Annotated in this window: 19 protein-coding genes; 4 read left to right on the top strand and 15 right to left on the bottom strand. The window is 37.5% G+C overall.

All coding sequences use genetic code 11. The annotated features are described in order from the left end of the window. The first annotated feature begins 162 nt into the window (after positions 1–162). Positions 163–1,356 (top strand): FtsW/RodA/SpoVE family cell cycle protein, encoded by a 1,194-nt coding sequence (locus V7068_RS16940; protein WP_499713759.1) that lies wholly within the window; start codon positions 163–165, stop codon positions 1,354–1,356. A gap of 88 nt (positions 1,357–1,444) precedes the next feature. Here the strand turns inward: V7068_RS16940 and V7068_RS16935 are convergent, their stop codons facing one another. Together V7068_RS16935 and V7068_RS16930 are read right to left on the bottom strand one after the other, a co-directional pair. After that, positions 1,445–2,458 carry an EAL domain-containing protein gene (locus V7068_RS16935; protein WP_499713758.1) on the bottom strand — a complete coding sequence of 338 codons (1,014 nt, stop codon included), beginning with the start codon at positions 2,456–2,458 and terminating at the stop codon, positions 1,445–1,447. A 231-nt stretch (positions 2,459–2,689) separates the two neighbouring features. After that, entirely contained in the window at positions 2,690–4,267 is a 1,578-nt protein-coding gene (locus tag V7068_RS16930; protein WP_499713757.1) for a peptide chain release factor 3, read from the bottom strand. Between the two features lie 538 nt (positions 4,268–4,805). Here V7068_RS16930 and V7068_RS16925 point away from each other — a divergent pair. Continuing rightward, a complete protein-coding gene (locus V7068_RS16925; protein ID WP_119116098.1) occupies positions 4,806–5,009 on the top strand; it encodes a cold-shock protein in 204 nt (67 codons plus the stop codon). A gap of 76 nt (positions 5,010–5,085) precedes the next feature. On the opposite strand, the gene V7068_RS16920 is transcribed toward V7068_RS16925, so the two are convergent. The 5 genes from V7068_RS16920 to V7068_RS16900 form a co-directional block, all read right to left on the bottom strand. Further along, positions 5,086–5,598 carry an RNA polymerase sigma factor gene (locus V7068_RS16920; protein ID WP_499713756.1) on the bottom strand — a complete coding sequence of 171 codons (513 nt, stop codon included), beginning with the start codon at positions 5,596–5,598 and terminating at the stop codon, positions 5,086–5,088. Between the two features lie 12 nt (positions 5,599–5,610). After that, positions 5,611–7,554, bottom strand: a complete 1,944-nt coding sequence (locus tag V7068_RS16915) for a DUF6449 domain-containing protein (RefSeq protein ID WP_499713755.1) — start codon at positions 7,552–7,554, stop codon at positions 5,611–5,613. Beyond that, on the bottom strand, positions 7,529–8,428 hold the full coding sequence (locus tag V7068_RS16910) for an ABC transporter ATP-binding protein (RefSeq protein ID WP_499713754.1): 900 nt from the start codon (positions 8,426–8,428) through the stop codon (positions 7,529–7,531). The genes V7068_RS16915 and V7068_RS16910 overlap by 26 nt, the downstream gene beginning before the upstream one ends. Beyond that, positions 8,425–8,808 carry a GntR family transcriptional regulator gene (locus V7068_RS16905; protein ID WP_499713753.1) on the bottom strand — a complete coding sequence of 128 codons (384 nt, stop codon included), beginning with the start codon at positions 8,806–8,808 and terminating at the stop codon, positions 8,425–8,427. The genes V7068_RS16910 and V7068_RS16905 overlap by 4 nt, the downstream gene beginning before the upstream one ends. A 169-nt stretch (positions 8,809–8,977) precedes the next feature. Continuing rightward, positions 8,978–9,478, bottom strand: a complete 501-nt coding sequence (locus V7068_RS16900; protein ID WP_499713752.1) for a hypothetical protein — start codon at positions 9,476–9,478, stop codon at positions 8,978–8,980. 130 nt (positions 9,479–9,608) lie between these two features. On the opposite strand from V7068_RS16900, the gene V7068_RS16895 reads away from it, so the two are divergent. Together V7068_RS16895 and yidC are read left to right on the top strand one after the other, a co-directional pair. Continuing rightward, positions 9,609–9,896: a hypothetical protein gene (locus tag V7068_RS16895; protein ID WP_252289723.1), complete on the top strand. Its 288-nt coding sequence runs from the start codon at positions 9,609–9,611 to the stop codon at positions 9,894–9,896. Positions 9,897–9,937: 41 nt separating this feature from the next. Beyond that, the gene (yidC, locus tag V7068_RS16890; RefSeq protein WP_499713765.1) at positions 9,938–10,696 is read left to right on the top strand and encodes a membrane protein insertase YidC; all 759 of its coding nucleotides are present in this window, start codon (positions 9,938–9,940) and stop codon (positions 10,694–10,696) included. A 360-nt stretch (positions 10,697–11,056) separates the two neighbouring features. On the opposite strand, the gene V7068_RS16885 is transcribed toward yidC, so the two are convergent. From V7068_RS16885 to V7068_RS16850, 8 genes are all read right to left on the bottom strand, one after another. Continuing rightward, complete coding sequence (locus V7068_RS16885) at positions 11,057–12,211, bottom strand: MFS transporter (protein ID WP_499713751.1); 1,155 nt, start codon at positions 12,209–12,211, stop codon at positions 11,057–11,059. A gap of 94 nt (positions 12,212–12,305) precedes the next feature. Further along, the gene (locus V7068_RS16880) at positions 12,306–12,521 is read right to left on the bottom strand and encodes a Spo0E family sporulation regulatory protein-aspartic acid phosphatase (RefSeq protein WP_499713750.1); all 216 of its coding nucleotides are present in this window, start codon (positions 12,519–12,521) and stop codon (positions 12,306–12,308) included. Between the two features lie 14 nt (positions 12,522–12,535). Then, positions 12,536–12,931: an acyl-CoA thioesterase gene (locus V7068_RS16875; protein WP_375348243.1), complete on the bottom strand. Its 396-nt coding sequence runs from the start codon at positions 12,929–12,931 to the stop codon at positions 12,536–12,538. 37 nt (positions 12,932–12,968) lie between these two features. Further along, positions 12,969–14,150, bottom strand: a complete 1,182-nt coding sequence (locus V7068_RS16870) for an acyl-CoA dehydrogenase family protein (RefSeq protein WP_499713749.1) — start codon at positions 14,148–14,150, stop codon at positions 12,969–12,971. Between the two features lie 150 nt (positions 14,151–14,300). Further along, a complete protein-coding gene (locus V7068_RS16865) occupies positions 14,301–14,576 on the bottom strand; it encodes a hypothetical protein (protein ID WP_499713748.1) in 276 nt (91 codons plus the stop codon). Positions 14,577–14,592: 16 nt separating this feature from the next. After that, positions 14,593–15,948 (bottom strand): TRAP transporter large permease subunit, encoded by a 1,356-nt coding sequence (locus tag V7068_RS16860; RefSeq protein ID WP_499713747.1) that lies wholly within the window; start codon positions 15,946–15,948, stop codon positions 14,593–14,595. A gap of 149 nt (positions 15,949–16,097) precedes the next feature. Then, on the bottom strand, positions 16,098–16,883 hold the full coding sequence (locus tag V7068_RS16855; protein WP_499713746.1) for an enoyl-CoA hydratase/isomerase family protein: 786 nt from the start codon (positions 16,881–16,883) through the stop codon (positions 16,098–16,100). A 52-nt stretch (positions 16,884–16,935) separates the two neighbouring features. After that, positions 16,936–18,120 carry a CaiB/BaiF CoA transferase family protein gene (locus V7068_RS16850; RefSeq protein ID WP_499713745.1) on the bottom strand — a complete coding sequence of 395 codons (1,185 nt, stop codon included), beginning with the start codon at positions 18,118–18,120 and terminating at the stop codon, positions 16,936–16,938. Between the last annotated feature and the right edge of the window lie 74 nt (positions 18,121–18,194).

Genomic DNA, 18,194 nt, shown 5'->3' with positions numbered 1-18,194 from the left:
TCAAAGAAAAAAGCCTTAAATTTCATTTTCCAAAGGAAGTTTGCCCCTTCTTGGCGAAAATATGATTTTAGACGAATTTTTTTTTCCATTACAGGCAGTTTTCCGTTACTATAGAGAAGGGCGATTTGGTCGCTCATATGTAAAATAGAGGTGAACGCACAAGTGAAAAGAATAATTAAAGCCTACGACTATCCAATTTTTATCGCTATTGTGCTACTCTGCTTATTCGGACTCGTTATGGTGTACAGTTCTAGCATGATTACAGCTGTAGGACGTTACAACTACCCAATGGATTACTTTTATGAGAAACAAAAGATAGCACTAATCATCTCTTTTATAGCTATGATTGCGGCGATGATTTTTCCTTATAAAGCTTATCAAAATAAAAAGTTTCTCATGTTTATCATGTTTGGTATCGCAGGCTCATTACTCGTCGTCGATTTATTCGGTCATGCTTCAAGCGGGGCTCAAAGTTGGATTAAAATAGGATCCAGCTCGTTTCAACCAGCGGAATTTGCGAAGCTGGCGATGATTATTTATCTTGCCGCTATGTACGGAAAAAGACAGGATCGTATTAACAATATTGATAAAGCAGTCATCCCGCCGATTTTGTTTCTCATCGGGATTTGTTATTTAATTGCTACTCAGCCCGATTACGGATCAGCAGCCATTATCTTTCTCATCTCCTGTACAATCATTGTCTCTTCTGGCATGACGTTAAAGAGCTTAAGCAAACTTTCAATTATCTTCCTGATTTTCGCAGGTATTTTCGCTCTAGTTGTACTTCTTACAGGAAATTTATCGAGTGTATTTTCCGATAATAAGATGGCTCGTTTCACAGGGTTTATGGACCCTTTTGGTACAGCAGGTGATGATGGATATCAGCTTGTTAACTCACTTTTGGCCATTGGATCGGGAGGATTAACAGGAGTAGGTCTAGGCGATAGTGTGCAAAAATATGGATATCTTCCAGAAGCACATACCGATTTTATTTTGGCAATTATTTCTGAAGAATTGGGGATTTTTGGAGTAGGATTTGTATTGCTTACTCTTGGGTTTATCGTGTTGCGTGGATTTATACTGTCCGCTAAATGCAAGGATCCTTTTGGAAGTCTATTATTAATTGGAATTTCTTCAATGATTGGTATTCAAGTATTTATTAATGTCGGTGGTGTAACAGGCTTAATTCCCATTACAGGAATCACTTTGCCCTTTATTAGTTATGGAGGAACTTCATTACTGCTCATGATGATTTCGATGGGAATCTTTCAAAATATCATTATGCGTATGAATCTACTCGAAGAAAAAGAAAATAGCACTCCAAAGATTATAGATGAGATACATAACAGCCAGTAAGTACTTACTGGCTGTTACTTTTTATGATAGATTACTAGCACAACCTGCAGCTTTAACCGGGAAAAGAATTGTTCTCTAAATAACTATATTATACACCCGCCAATAATTTCGGTTTTTTGGCTGGTTTTCCAAGATAATAGCCTTGAGCAAGTTCAATACCAATAGCACGACAAAATTCAAGCTCTTCTTTTCGCTCGACCCCTTCAGCAAGTGATGTAATCCCAAGCCCTTTGGAAATATTAACCAGCCCAATCAATCCCTTTTGTTTCGTTACGTCTTGATCGCAATTCATAATATGTGCTCGATCAATCTTCACATAATCAGGAACAAGCTGCATCAGCACTTCTAATGTCGAATGACCGCTTCCGAAATCATCTAGCGCTACTTTAATCCCTTCCTGTTTATATACACTAAAAATGGTTTTTAAATGATCTATATCTACGATTTCCTCTGTTTCAACAACCTCAAATACAATATCCTCTGGTCGTACATGATGACGCTCAATATGTTGGATAATACTTTTTATACTGAACGCTGGATCATAAATGGTTGAAGGTAAGAAATTGATAAAGCTTTTGATTCCATGAGGTATAACATCCATTCGAGATTGGATGGCTGTTTGCCTTGCTTTCATATCTAATAGATAATGCAAACCTGTAGCTTGGGCAGCTTCAAACAATCGACCAGGTGAAACTCTAGCTAAAGGATCTCGCAGTAAAGCTTCAAAGGCAATGATTTTATTACTGTGCAACGAAACAATAGGCTGAAAGAAGCTGATAAATTCCGTCTGACGAATAATTTGAATCATGTCATGTTCTTTTGTATTTTGTAATAATTGATGAAGCGAGTATGTAATAGACGGTCGACATATTGCTTGAACTAAATTCCCTTCTATGTGATCACATCTATCTAATCTTGAAAGGATTGTTTGTACTTGTTCCATCACTTCCTCTTTGGAACGATAAGAGAGATACAATCCACCATTTGCCTTAATAGCCTCTGGATACATACTTTCCAAGTCATCGGTCCCATGAAGAAATAGATATCCGCTCTCTCTAAAAACAAACATTAAGTCACATGAACTACAACACATCTTGTCCATTATAAAGGCCCCCGTATATAACTGCTCTATCTGTTATTAATTGTACATGCAGAAGTGTATAAAAACCACAAAAATCGTGACTTTATAACTATTTTTTACAAATAATTAACCATAATATGGTCCACGCTATGATTTTAGACCTAAACAAATGAAAAATCAATAGCATTTGTAATCAACACCAACAAAAAATAACTCATGCAAACCACTATGCATGAGCTTTAAATTAAACACTTATTTTATATCCATTGGATTATACAATTCTATATCTGGATTTTTATCATTGAACCAACGTAGGGCAAATTCATTTTCGAACAGGAACACATACTTCTCATACCGATCCTTCACAAGAATGCTTCGTGAGCTATGCAGATTTTCATCTACTTTATCCGCCTCTACCCAACGAGTCACTTTACTGCCGATTCGCTCCATCAACACTTCGACGTTATATTCATTTCTCATCCGATGCTCAAATACTTCAAATTGAAGCTGTCCGACTGCACCTAATAAATATTCTTCCATTCGTACGGTCTTAAACAACTGAATAGCCCCTTCTTGAACAAGCTGATGAATGCCTTTATGAAAATGCTTTTGCTTCATGACATTTTTAGCCGTAACCCGAACAAATAGCTCTGGTGTAAATTGAGGCAAACGTTCAAACTGATACATATCTTTGCTCGTTGTAATCGTATCCCCAATTTGATAGTTCCCTGTATCATACAGCCCGATAATATCTCCGCTAACCGCTTCATTTACCGTATTTCGGTCATCCGCTAAAAATTGTGTAGAAGAAGACAGATTAATTGGTTTTCCCGTACGGCTTAAGTTTACACTCATGCCACGCTCAAATTTCCCAGAGCAAATACGTAAAAAGGCAATTCGATCTCGGTGCTTTGGATTCATATTCGCTTGAATTTTAAAGATAAAACCTGAGAAATCTTGGCTTTCTGGATCCACTTCTCCACTCGTCGACATTCTCGCTTGCGGCTCTGGAGCGAACTGTAAATACGCATCTAAAAACGTTTGTACACCAAATGTCGTTAACGCACTTCCGAAGAACACAGGACTCAACGCACCATTGGCAATTTTCTCCTCTGAGAATTGATTTCCTGCTTCACTTAACAACATAATTTCCTCTAATGTTTGCTCATAAAGAGGAGATTCCTGTAATTCATGTTCGATTTCTAACTCGCCTTCTTCATTTAAAGGAAGGTAACGATTATTTTCATCTTCACTTTTAAATTGCTCAATCCGATTGTTAAAGCGATCGTAGATACCTACAAAATCTTTCCCCATCCCAATCGGCCAATTCATTGGATAGGTTTCAATGCCTAGTACTTCCTCTAGCTCTGCGAGTAATTCCAGAGGTTCCTTTCCTTGACGGTCCATTTTGTTAATGAAGGTAAAAATCGGAATTCCGCGCATTCGGCAAACTTTAAATAGCTTCATCGTTTGGTCCTCAATCCCTTTTGCTGAATCGACAACCATGACTGCACTATCTACAGCCATCAATGTACGGTACGTATCTTCACTGAAATCTTGGTGACCAGGTGTGTCCAAGATGTTCACCCGAAAATCATTGTAATCAAATTGCATAACCGACGATGTAACGGAAATTCCACGCTGCTTTTCAATCTCCATCCAGTCACTTGTCGCATACTTTCCTGTTTTTCGTGCTTTAACAGTACCAGCGTCACGAATCGCACCACCGAATAATAGTAATTTTTCTGTTAATGTCGTTTTCCCGGCATCCGGGTGAGAAATAATAGCAAAGGTTCTTCTTGATTGAACCTGATCATGTAAAGTTGGCATAATTTCTTCCTTTCGTTCATCAAAGTTTTACATTTCATGTATAGTATGATGTTACATTTTATCTTTAATAAAGCCTTAAAATCGCAGGATAAACAATTGATTTTTAGACTTTTACCTTGACTATGCACAATAGCCTGTCCAACCTTTCCATTTTAACATGAGCGAAAAAAAGATGTACACCTAAAATGCATTTTGCAAAAAAAAGAGTTTCAAATGTCGACAAGCACATATTTTTCAATCCTGTATACAATAAAAGAAAAATTTCTTCTACTTATATATTAAAGTCTTACTTTTTACTAAATTTAAAATAAATGGAATTTTCTAGATATTACATCGTTTATTTGTTGTTATTTCGAATATTTTAGTTTATAATCCAATATAATAGGTTTTACCATTTAATCAAAAAATTCACATATTATCAAACATCTTCTGAAAGAAGCGTGAAGGTTTTTGCTAATGTGTGAATGCCTATTTTTCTACAATTAAGAAAAAAAGTGTCACCATTAATCTTTTGTTAATGTTTAGGAGGATTTATCGTATGACAGTATCAGGTAAAGTAAAATGGTTTAACAGCGAAAAAGGGTTTGGATTTATCGAAGTGCCAGGAGAAAACGATGTATTCGTACACTTCTCTGCTATTCAAGGAGAAGGCTTCAAAACATTAGATGAAGGCCAAGAAGTTGAATTCGAAATCGAAGAAGGCAACCGCGGACCTCAAGCTAAAAACGTTGTAAAATTATAATTTAAATTAAACATTATATGAAACAAACACTTAAAGAGGGATACAGCTCTATATGAGCCGTATCCCTCTTCTTGCTTTATGCCGTTAATGCTCGTCTCAACTGCTTTCGAGCTCGATATAAGTTCACTTTTACCGTCGTCGGCTTCATATGCAAAACGTCCGCGATTTCCGTTTCCTTCAACCCGCCATTCACCTTCAATAATAATACTTCACGTTGCTTATCGGCCAATTTCATTACTTGCCTGCATAAATCTTCCTTTAAACAACTTAATTCCATTTCACATTCAACAATTGTATGGCAGCCCATTCCCTCGATTAATTCTTGTTGAAAGACCTGACAAATTCGCTTTTGTTTCCGGCAAAAATCAATCGCTGTTCTTGTCGCCACCGTCGACAACCAAGCACCAACCTTATCGATATCGACAATAGTATCTTTTTTATAATAAGCCTTAATAAACGTCTCCTGCGTAATATCATGAGCTAAATGAGGGCATTTAATAATCGCTAAAGCAAGGTAATAGAGCCGCTTATAAAACTTTTTGTAGGTGGAAGTAAAACTACATTTCTCCGATACTTTCCCCTTGCTCATTCTCTCTCCCCCTCATTGGTTAAAATGCTCTTTAATAAAAGCAGGTGCGTATTCATTCGGTAGTCCCTTAATATCGATTTCACTGCTTTCTTTATAATAAAAGGCAACAATATAGCTTCCACCTATATTGGACACTAGCGTATTTAATACTGCTTCCTTTTGATTACCATTTGTTATTTTTAATGCATTCTTATCTGGTACAAACCTCTCGTTATAGTAATCTACATGCGAATCATATGGCTGCACTAGCATATAATCGATTTCCTCTGGAAGAATCCGTACGTCATTGTCTTTCCCTGTTTTCTTCATCCATTCCGTAAAATGTTGCATAGAAGCTTTCCATGATAGATGAATAAAGCGATTTTTTTCCAACACAATCGAAATATCTGCATACTCACCTGTTGGATTTAGCATATCTTCATAGCTCTGATAGGAAAGATCCGTTTGTATCGCTTGAATCACTTCTGTAATTTCCTTTGAATCACGCAGCTCAATTGATTTATCCAAATAGCTATTAGCGGAAATAGAAATTCGATACACATCCTTTGGAGATGTCGTTAATAAAGAGTAAGCTTTTTTCTTATATTCCTCAGATTCATAGATGTTTTTTAAATAAGAAGAGAAAGCATTATAATTTTGTAAATAATATTCACGCACTACTTTTTTTCCATTCATTAACTCGTACTTTAAAGAAATAGATTGGTAATGACGATCCGATGCTAACATTTCGCTCTTACCGTGCTCGAGAATTTGCTCATGTAAATTTCGTAACACCTTGATACTTCGCTCTTCTTTTAAGGCGACGTATGCACTATTTATCTCATCACTATAACTCCCTAGCTCCTTTCCGATATAGACTTTTTCAACCTGTGCTAAATCAGGAATATTCGCTTCAAAGCCCAGCGGATCAAGCTTGATTAAGCCGACACCTATACATACTGCTACCGCAAAGTATCCGAATCCTTTAAATGCAAGTTGAATTCGCCACGTTTTCTGCAGTACCATTTCTGCCACCACATAGCCAGTTAACGCACCGATTATCAAACCACCTAAAAGCCATCCTATACGTTCCGTCGTACCATGAAAGTACAAACTGCTTAATAGCATTGCACATGTTGTTAGCCCATATTTAAACACCGGTTTCATAATCGGAAATACAAAAGCATGTGACACATACTCAAGCTTTCTTTTTTGATATAAAAGCAGTGAAACAAAAAACAAACTACTAGCTACAAGGAGATATATATAAATATCAATTGAATGCAGCGTCTCCCTGCTTAAATCAGCTGCTTTAACGAGCGGTGATAATCGCTGAACAACTGAATTCGTATAATAGCTTTCCGAAAATCCCAATAATAAAAATTGAATATTAGCACCTAGGAGAATAACTAAACCAACAGGAAGAAGTAATGTAAGATACGTTAACACAGCCTGCAAAGCCGATAATCCCGTAATCATCCCGATAAAAACAGCAGCTGAAAAAATGAGAACTTCAATCGAAAAAGTGACAGCTGCCCATACTCCGATATCCTTTAACGTAAATAGCCCGCTTACATCTATCGTCCAATAAAAAACAAATAAAATAAATGCAATTACTATAATAGGGACGAGTAGAAAAACAAGACCAGCAGCAAGATGATGACCATAAATTTGCTTTCGTGATATAGGCAAGCTATGAATAAAGTCAGACATTTGTTTCACTTGTAAAAAGCGAAACAAAAAAACAGCAACTAACACAGGAGCAGCGACCATTAACGCATATTGAATCGTACTATGAATAACAAATAAATTTTTTACTTGTCCATAATAATCCGTTCGTTCTTCTACGATTGAGATAAAGAGCTCAAGCGGCAAAGCAAACAGTAACCCTAGTATAGATAGAATGGAAATCCAGCCGGAGCTTCTAAACATATACTTCCACAGTTCTTGATTAATCGAGGACATTTTGGATGGCATACCCAACATCCCCCATTTCATAGATGAAAATTTCTTCTAATGTCAGCGGCAGCATATCGAAAATATCCGGCTGATACAAATGAAAATGATCCGCAATTCCTTCTTCATTTCCTTTTATAATACAAATCACGACGCTGCCTCGTTTTTCTTTATGTAAAATATGCAAGCCGCGATACAACCCGGTTGGAATTTTATCTTTAAAAGCAAATTGAACTTTATGCACATCGGCTTTCAAATCATCCAATTCCTTCTCAAGAATAATTCTCCCTTGATGTAAAATCGCCACATGGTCCGCTAAATCTTCAATTTCACGTAAATTATGCGAAGAGATGACAATCGTCATTTCACGCTCCGCTACATCTTGAATCAAAAGCTGTCTGACATTTTGACGCATAACTGGGTCTAACCCATCAAATGGTTCATCTAAAATTAACACATCCGGCATCGTTGATAACGCTAACCAAAAAGCGACTTGCCGTTGCATCCCTTTTGACAGACGATGGATTTTACTATGTATAGGAAGTTGAAATACTTCTTGCAATTGAGTAAAACGCGCTTCGTTCCAGTCACTGTACATCCGGCTATAAAAGTGAGCCATCTGTAAAATCGTATAATTAGAAAGAAAATAAGGTGTATCAGGGATAAACACACAACGATTCTTTAATTGTGTGTTTTCAAACACAGGCTGCTGATCAATCTGAATATCTCCTGCATCCTGCTCCAGAATACCCGCTAGCATTTTTAAGAGCGTTGTTTTTCCAGCCCCGTTTGAGCCAAGCAATCCAAAAATTGACCCTGTTGCAATCGCTATATTTAAGTCATGAACCGCTTCCTTCTTTTCATACAACTTCGTCACTTGTTTACATTCAATCATGATGCCCCCCCCCTTATTCCAGCCCGTGTTTGTTCAATAATTTGATAAATTTCTTCGATATCGATACCTAAATAAAGAGCCTCACTCACAATCTTAGCAAGCTCTGCCTTAAGCTTCTGTTCCTTTGCTGTATCTCTCACCCTATTCGCTGGTGAAACAAAGCTTCCCTTCCCGGGAAGCGTATAAATGAACCCTTCCATTTCCAACTGTCTAAATGCTTTTTGAATCGTATTGGGATTGATTGTTAATTGTTGAGCTAACGTTCTAACTGAAGGCAACCGTTCATTTTCCTTCAGCACTTCTGTGATGATTAGCTCTTTTAACTTATCCATCAACTGTTCGTAAATCGGCTTTCTGCTGCGAACATCTAACTCGAACATCATCCCCCTCCTCACTGTACCAAGTGTACTACTCAACATAGTACACCTTGATTATAAACAGCCTTTTCCAGTAAATCAACCTCCTTTTATGGAAACAGCTGTTAAAAAACTATCCTTAAACATCCAAAAAGCAATCTGCCCCTTATCCAGGGGAGATTGCTTTTTAAATTTAATAACATTGAAAAGAACGAATTTCATCGGCATCGATACCGAAATACGACCAGCGTTGACTACTTTCTCTCCAGCGATATCCTGCAACAGAATTTCTGCCAACATATGTTGGATAAAACCAGAACGAGCGTCTATTCCTCAGCCAGACATACGTATATCGGTACAAACAACCACGCATAGAAGGAGCATCTATAGCCTGCGTTGACACTTGTGAAAGCTGCGGCACAAATGCAGGCGGAGGAGCTGTTGGCGGTCCGCCGCCTTGTGCAGGACCACCATATTGGCCGCCTCCATATGGTGGAGGGCCCGGCGGTGGACCATATCCTCCTTGGGGCGGTCGTGGCGGTGGGTTTGGCGGACGGAATGAATCCTCTGCTATTGGTTGATTATATGGATTATACTCATACGATATTGGTGGATACATATAAAGCTCTTGCCCATAATATGGATTATATGGATACATTTCTTTCACCTCATTATTCAACTTCCTTTTATCCATATGTATTTCCCTACATATAGTGCCTGCCTTCATTCATCAGCAAAAGTTATATTTTTACATACATTTGACTACTTCCAGACAATTCGTTATAGTACCTCTATAACATGCAATCGAAAAATGAGGGATTCCTATGCTGGAATTATTAATAGGATTTGATTATCAAACGATTCAACAGGCTTTATGGGCCGGCTATATTATGACATTAGTCTTTCCTCTTGCTGCTGTTTATTTTTTAAATACACAGAGCACAAAATTAAATCATAAACATCAAGCTTTGATTCAAGCCAAACATGCTCGAATCCCGATTAATTTTGATAGATATTTTGACTACCGTATGTTGCAAGGCTTTTTTACAAAAGTTCGGCAAAGAAGTGCGCCGGATGATTCAGATAAAACAAACCTCCTTCACATTGTTTAATAAAAAAAACAATTTGAGGAGGAAAACAATTGAAAAAAATTATGGTAGCTGTAATCTTTACATCACTGCTTTCAGGATGCTCACTCACTGACAATAATGCCGGAATGTTTCATACATTCTTGGTGAATCCAATCATATCTCTTTTAGATTTTAACGCGACTTTATTTCATGGTAACTACGGGTGGAGCATTGTGCTCATGACGGTAATCATTCGTCTCTTAATTATGCCGCTTACCGCGAAACAGTATAAAACACAACAGGTGATGAAAGGTAAGATGGACGCCCTAAAACCTGAGATGACGACGCTTCAAGAGAAGATAAAATCAACAACAGATGCGACAAAAAAAGCAGAACTACAACGAGAAATGATGCAGCTCTATCAAAAGCACGGTGTAAATCCTTTAAATATGGGGTGCTTGCCGATGCTTATTCAAATGCCAATTCTAATGGGCGTTTATTATGCAATTAAAGACTCTCACGAAATTGCAACACATAGCTTTCTTTGGTTTAATCTTGGTCAAGCTAATATTGTTATGGCGCTTATTGCGGGGGCTATTTATTACTTGCAATTCAAATTTTCTTTACATCAAATGCCTACAGAACAGCAGCAACAAATGAAATTCATGGGATTGCTTTCTCCCATTATGATTCTATTTATTTCATTCTCTGCTCCGGCCGCTCTCCCTCTATACTGGTCAGCCGGCGGACTTTTCTTAATTGGGCAATCTATGTTGTTCAATCGAATCTATAAAAAACAGCCTGCAAACCAATCGACTGAAACAACATTGGAAAAAAGCTAAATACTCTGAAGGAAGATGATTTCTGTATTGTACAGAAGTCATCTTTTTTAGATTTCATTGATAACTTCCCTCAATCAAAAAAAGAATAGCTCCTTTGCTATTCCAACATATTTCCCATTCTTTTCACAATCCATCCATTGCACAGCTATCAAGACATGAACTAATTAGAAGCAAAACTTATTACACCCTTTTCTTTTATCCTTTCACTTAACCCTTTAAATACTGGAATATAAGATTTAGGATTTAACTTATGCCATTGCGTAAAACTTTTTTCGGCACCTTTCTTAGCTTATTAACCACCGAATTTGATTTTACGATAATAAATATAGTTGACTCTATTTCCAAGCTGGATATTATGAGTCACTTCCTGTAAAAAAGAAGCTTGTTTGGATGTAAAGAACCTATTAAAATTATTGCACCGCACGCATAAAAGACACCAGGAATCCCAAATACAGAGGACAACGATCCCAGTGACAGGGGACCTACAACTTGGGTCAATTTATTAAATGTCAAACGAAGACCCAGCCCTTCTGCTACACGCTCTTTAGGCAAAGCAATAATCGTTGCAAATATAGACAATGGCTGACAAATTCCAGTACAAAAGCCGAGAATGATTGATAAAATGCTCAGCCAAAGTATATGATTGGACAATGGATTCAACATATACATGATACCAGAAACAAAAATTGAAATAGTAATAATTACATCACGATCTACACGCTTGGAAACCCATGGCAAAAAGCTTCGGATAAACATTCCGGCTCCCGCATTCAGCGCAATGATCCCGCCAATCGCTGAAGGAGATAAACCATTTTCTGCAGCAAACAAAGGAAAAAAGGCAATATACGTATCTTTTGCTAACAGCCCGACTGAACTGACCAGCACCGCCCTTTTTAAATCAGGAATGCGAAGTAACTGAAATGAGTTCTTTTCATTTTTTTTCTCTTGTATCGCCATCGCTTTTTTCTCTGAAAAGAATAAAGACAATAGCAGTGGTCCGGCTAACACGAAACTTAATGTTAAAAAAGCGGTACTATATCCTATTAAGTCGGTTAAAAAACCAGAAAAGAGTGGACCGAAAAAACTGCCCGCAGCTACAGCAATACTAAATACGGAAATATAATATTCACGCAATTTACTCTTTGGAAATTGACCAGAATATGCTTGCATCGACAAGACGAATACGAGTTGAGCGAAACCCGAAAAGATTTGTGAAATATACACTCCTACTAAATTATGAAATATGCTTAAAATAAGCATCGATAAAATACCAAATATAATACTTGCAATCAGTGGTCCTTTAACTCCAATCCGGTCAATCATTCTTCCTGATTGAATAGATAAGAATAATGGAAAAAAAGAAAATAATGCAACAATGAGTCCAATTTCAGCATGACTTGCACCAAGTTCATCTGCATACAAAGGAAGAAGTGGTCTGCTTCCGGCAATGCTAACCATAAACAACGTCGTAGATATAAAAACGAGATTTTTATTTATTTTTCTCCTTTTTGTCACATAAGCACACCCATTCCTTTTGATCATACTGGAAAAGGAAAAGCAGACGACTCCTGAGGAATTCGTCTGCCTATTTTATCATGACGAACAAGTTCTAATTCTTCACTGAATTCATCTCTTGAACTACATATTTTAATTTTCTCTTTTTTAAAAGTGAAGTCTTTTGATAAATCGTGATAAATTGATCTAACTTCTGACTGTAGCATATAGTGTCAGGGCTATTTAATCCAGTTTTTTCTGCAATTCCGATTAATTCTTTTCTCAATTGATAGATTTTATTTTCTAATTTATGAGTCTTCATTAAAGTCATTATGGTTTCATCACCTATTCTATAAACCACCTTGAGATTTCCTTCGCTACTATTGTGCTTTTTCTTTCTATCCGGTCAAACATCACACTCGTTACCATCGCTTCTGTGATAATTTCCCCTTCTTCATTAATAATGTTTTGTTCAAGTACAAAGCTCGTGCTTCCCAACCGAGCAGTACAGGTTTTAATCCATAAGCGTTCCCCTAATCTTGCTTCTTTACGAAATAAAACATCCAGCTTCAATACTGCGGTTCCTAAGTCTTTTTTTTCCAAATCTTGTTTTGAAGCTCCTGCTTCTTGGTACCAATGTTTTCGGCCCTTTTCTAGATAGGAAACATATACGCAATTATTGACATGATCCATACTATCTATGTCTTCTTCTTCTACGATCCATTCTATTATCGTCTCCATGCAGCACCGACTTTCTAAATAAGATAGACTTTGTGGTTTATCTTATACCATTACGTAACAGATCACGAGCGATAGTCCAGCGATGGACTTCCGAAGCTCCCTCCAGGATACGGATGACACGTATATATCGATACATAAATTCAAGCGGCATTTCTTTGGCTAAGCCCATTCCTCCATGCATTTGAATGGCTTGATCAGCTACTCTTTGAGCCATTTCAGTACCAAATACTTTTAACATAGCTGCTTCACGACGGATATCCTTGGCCCCTTGATCCATCTTCCATGCAGCATGATATGCCATAAGGCGTGTTGCATGAATATCAGTTGCTGCATCTGCAATCCACCATTGAATGGACTGACGGTCAGCTAAGTATTGACCAAATGTTTTTCTTTGATTCGCATATTCTATCATCATCTCTAGTAATCGCTCTGACATTCCAACTGAACGCTGGGCAAGCTCTAAACGCCGAACCCCTAGACGATTCGCCATAGGAACAAAACCTTGTCCAACTTCACCCAAAACTTGACTTTCATCTAATTCTACATCTTCATAAATAAGTTCATATGGATGTTGATAACTAATAGTTGGTATACCTTTAGAAATCGTTAATCCCGGTGTGTTTTTATCTACTAAAAAAGCTGTGATTCCCCCTCGCTGTCTCTTTTCTGGATCCGTAACGGCCATCGTTATAATAAAATCTGCCTTATCGGCATGACTAATCCAAATTTTTGTGCCATTTAATACCCACTTATCTCCTTTTTTCACAGCGGTTGTTTGCATAGCGCCAATATCGGATCCTGCATTTGGTTCACTAATTGCGATAGCCGATCTCTTTTCTCCTCGAATGTACGGTAATAGATAACGCTCTTTTTGTTGCTCCGTACAGCAAGCAGCTAAAAAGTGGGCATTCGGCGCATCTGGAGGTAAAGTAAAAGGAACTATGGTTTTAGATAACTCCTCCATCACAACAGCCTTAGCTAAAAACCCTAAATTTGTCCCACCATATTCCTCTGGAATATCTAATCCCCATAATCCTAATTCCTTTGTTTTCCTAAGCAAATTTTCCTCTATCTCAGGAGGAAGTAAAGGCGAATTGTCTAAACCTCGATTAGCTTCGTTTTCTATTACTAAATGTTCTAACGGCATTAATTCTTTTTTTACAAAGTTACGAACTAACTTCTGTAGCATTTCTATCTCATCAGGTAATGTAAAATCCATTTCCTCTCACTCCTTATTTATATGATTACAGTATATAAACTACTAAAATATTACGTTAATAGAAAAATTGTCTTTATCTGAGAACATTCAAACCTTAACTTATTATTTGAACATGCTTACAACTATTAATGAAATATGGATTTTTAAACGTTAAGTTGGTGTGGACTGACTATTCTCCATTTGTTGTGTTATTGGTGCCGAATTATCTACCGACACGGTATTAGGAATATAATTCAATGCAAAACCAAATAATCCAGCAAAGGTACTTAAAATAAACGTAGGCTTTCCAAAAGTGTCTGCACTGAAAATGATAAGATCTCCATTAAGTAAAAGAAGTCCTACCATTTGTCCAATAACTAGTAGGGAACCGCTTAGCAAGAATAATACGCAGCTTACCTTAAATAAAAATTGAAAAGTTTTTCTCATCATTTCACCTCTCTTATTAATGTATTGGAAGAGGTAATACTCCCATTCCAATTAACCATCCAATGATAAAAATTGGGACCACGTAATAAGTAATTAACGGAACAAACATCTTTTTCGGATCGGCACCGGCTAGCCCAGCAGAAATAAATATTGAACCAGAAGCAGGTGGCGAAGAACCTTCTGTACTTGCGAATACAAGGATACAGATGACCGCGGCAACTGGATGGACTCCTACTGAAATAAGTGCAGAGAAAGAAATCATTCCAACTGCGGTTAACGTAGCAGTAGAAGATAGAGGACCTGCTACTAAAATAACTAATCCCCCTATAATCGCAATCATTAACCATTTTGATATAGAAAGCGTTTCCATTAAGGATGTTAAATCTTCAGCCAAGCCTAAATTACTTAGAACTTCGCCTGCAGCAAAGGCGAATAATAAAATAGCACCAATATAGGCGAAACGAGGAATAGCATTGTTTAAAAACTTAGACCAATCTGTTGAACTTTTTGGCAGCTTTGTCCAACCTACTATTAATCCGATAAATATGATTAAAATAGGAATCCAAGTGATTAATGATATACTCCCCATCGCTTCTTCCCCTATATTTGGGTTGGCTGCTAACATTTCAGAAACAGGTCCAATAGTAATAATCATTGGAATAAGAGCTCCTAGAAAAATAAACAAGGATTTCCAACCGATTCGTAATGACTGGCTTAATGGTTGAACAAATTCAGGTGAAACCGCTTTAATTTTGTGTTTTCGTACAAGATACATAATTAAAATCATTCTATATAGTACTTGATAAGCTCCTGCTACGAACAAGGCTATATATATGTTAACTTCTGAAACCAGGGCAGCAACAGGTGCAAAACCTAACATGATAAACATAGAACTCGAAGGTGGAAGAGCTGTTCCCAATCCCCCATTTCCAGCTACTACTGTAGCGGCTAATTCGCGACTCCAATTTGTCTTCACCATCCATGGAGCTGTAAAAGCCCCTGTAGCCGCGGTATTAGCTGAACCTGATCCGGCTAAGGTACCCATTGCAGCTGAAGCTATTGTATCTATATAAGCAGCTCCGCCAGGAAGACGTCCAAATATAGAATTAAGAATGAGTAGCATCCCACTTAGCACTTCTGTCCTGTCGATTAAATAAGACATAAATACAAATGCCAATGCTGCATACATTACTTCATATGTGGCGGCATACACCAATCCATCCCATATTAACTTTGGGGCCTGGGTCCCACCAAACAAGGCAGTCCCTATAAAACCAAAAAACATCGCTTCTCCGATATTTCTTTTCAGAAAGACATTCCAAAAAATGATAATTCCTATAAAAACTAGTAATGCTAAAACAGCATTTCCCATCACTGCACCCCCTCTTTTTTAGAAGCATATATATTTCTCTATTATCTTTGCAGTTTTCTTTTATGGTTATAGTTTTTTATGGCGATGCTTACTACTCGAAAAATTTTTATTATACTAGTTTTATATTGAATTAAGTTTCTAAAACAATGCTATCTCCCTTGGAATTTTGGTTTTCTTTTTTCAGAAAATGCTAGCACTCCTTCTTTATGATCCTCTGTTTCCTTGATAATAGCAAAGTGAGAGGAAATGAGATCTAACGATGATTCCAAGTCCATTTTTAGTGACTGTTTAACGGCTCTTTTAGTCATTCGGATTGCTACTTGAGGACCGTATGCAATTTGTTTGGCCAAATCTAATGTTCTTTCCATAAATTCTTCTCGTGGATATACTTGATTTACCAACCCTAATTGCAAAGCATCTTCTGCATCGATAAAGTTACCGGTCCATAAGAGTTCAAGTGCCTTTGCCTCTCCTACTAATCTAGGCAAATAATATGCTCCGCCATCTCCGGGAACAAGCCCTACCTTTACATATCCTTCACTTACTCTAGCTGTATCTGCCATTGTCCTGATATCTGCCATAAGAGCCATATCCAATCCTGCTCCTACTGCTGGCCCATTAATTGCTGCAATCACAGGCTTATCCATTTTTTTCAGAGTCAATGGAACACGATGAATAAATTTCCAAAGCCTATGTTTGTGATCTAAGGGAGAGTCTTTCCCCTCATTCATTGTTTTTACATCACCTCCAGAGCAAAATGCATCTCCAGCACCAGTAATGACTATTACATGTACGTCATCATTTTGCTGTGCCTGCTCTAAAGATTCAATCCACGCTTCAATCATTTCAGTGTTAAATGCATTTTTCTTTTCTGGTCTATTTAAAGTGATGATTTGAACATGGTCTTCTATTTGATTTATTATTGTTGACGTCATAATTCTCCCTTCACACCCCTCTTACAGATTATATTTATTCTTTCGTGAGACTTTATTGAATAACCTGTTTTTTACGTAAGTCGCTAAGTTGCTCTTCGTTTAAGTTCACATACTCCATTAGCACTTTATCTGTATGCTGTCCTAATAAAGGTGCAGGTACCACTTCATCTAATGGAGAGTCCGATAATCGTATAGGGGAACCTGGAACCTTAATTTTCCCTTTTGCCGGATGCTCAATCTCAACAATCATCTTTCTGGCTATCAAATGTGGATCATCAGCCACTTCTTCGATAGATAAGACGGGTGCAGATGGAATACGTGCTTCATAGAAACCTTCCACTATGTCCCACTTCTTCTTGTCAGCTAACCAATCCGTTAATATCTTATCAATAACCTCTACATTCTTAGCACGATCCACATTCGTTCGAAAACGTGAATCTTCCAGCAAATCTGCTTGACCAATATGATTTGCTAATGATTCCCAGTGCCGTTGAGCATCACAAAAGATGGCAATGTAACCATCCTTCACTGGATATACATTATAAGGTGCAATGGCCAATCCGCTATGACGATTCCCGGTTCGCTCTGGTAACGTACCCTTACTTCTATAGAAGCCTCCTAATGGTGAAGCTAAAACAGGATACATCGTATCATGCATAGCTACTTCTACTAGTTGTCCTTTGCCCGTTTTTTCTCGTTGATAAAGGGCTGTAGTAATTCCACCGAATAAATGAATAGCACCCATTATATCCGAAAAGGCAGGTCCAGCTTTTACTGGTGGTCCATCTGGAAATCCTGTGCTGCTCATCACACCACTTATTGCCTGAATAGTGATGTCCATAGCAGGCCAATCTGCATAAGGACCTTCTAATCCGTACCCTTTACCAGTTGCATAAATCAGACGTGGATTAACCTCTTTCAGAGTTTCATAACCGAGCCCTAATCGATCCATCACACCTCTAGCATAATTCTCCAATACTACATCTGCTTTTTTGACTAAATCCAAAAAAAGCTCTTTCCCCTCCTCTGTTTTTAAATTCAATGTAATCCCTAATTTATTGGAGTTAAACATTAAAAACTCATGGCAATCTTTTCTTCTTTTCCTTAGAGATTCACCATCCATTGGTTCCACTTTAACTACCGTAGCTCCTTGATAAGCTAACATTAAGGAACAGTATGGACCATTATATATTTGTCCTAGATCTAACACTAGTAAGCCTTCTAACGCTTGACTCATTATTTCTCCCTCCCTTTATGTGGTATTACGAATAAAATCCAATTCTCATGAAATAATTCATTTATTGTTATAAA

It is taken from the genome of Bacillus sp. JJ634, assembly GCF_036962285.1.
GTDB lineage: Bacteria > Bacillota > Bacilli > Bacillales > DSM-1321 > Peribacillus > Peribacillus asahii_A.
Note: the sequence above shows the minus strand (reverse complement) of the source record. Positions and strands in the feature narration are given on the sequence as shown.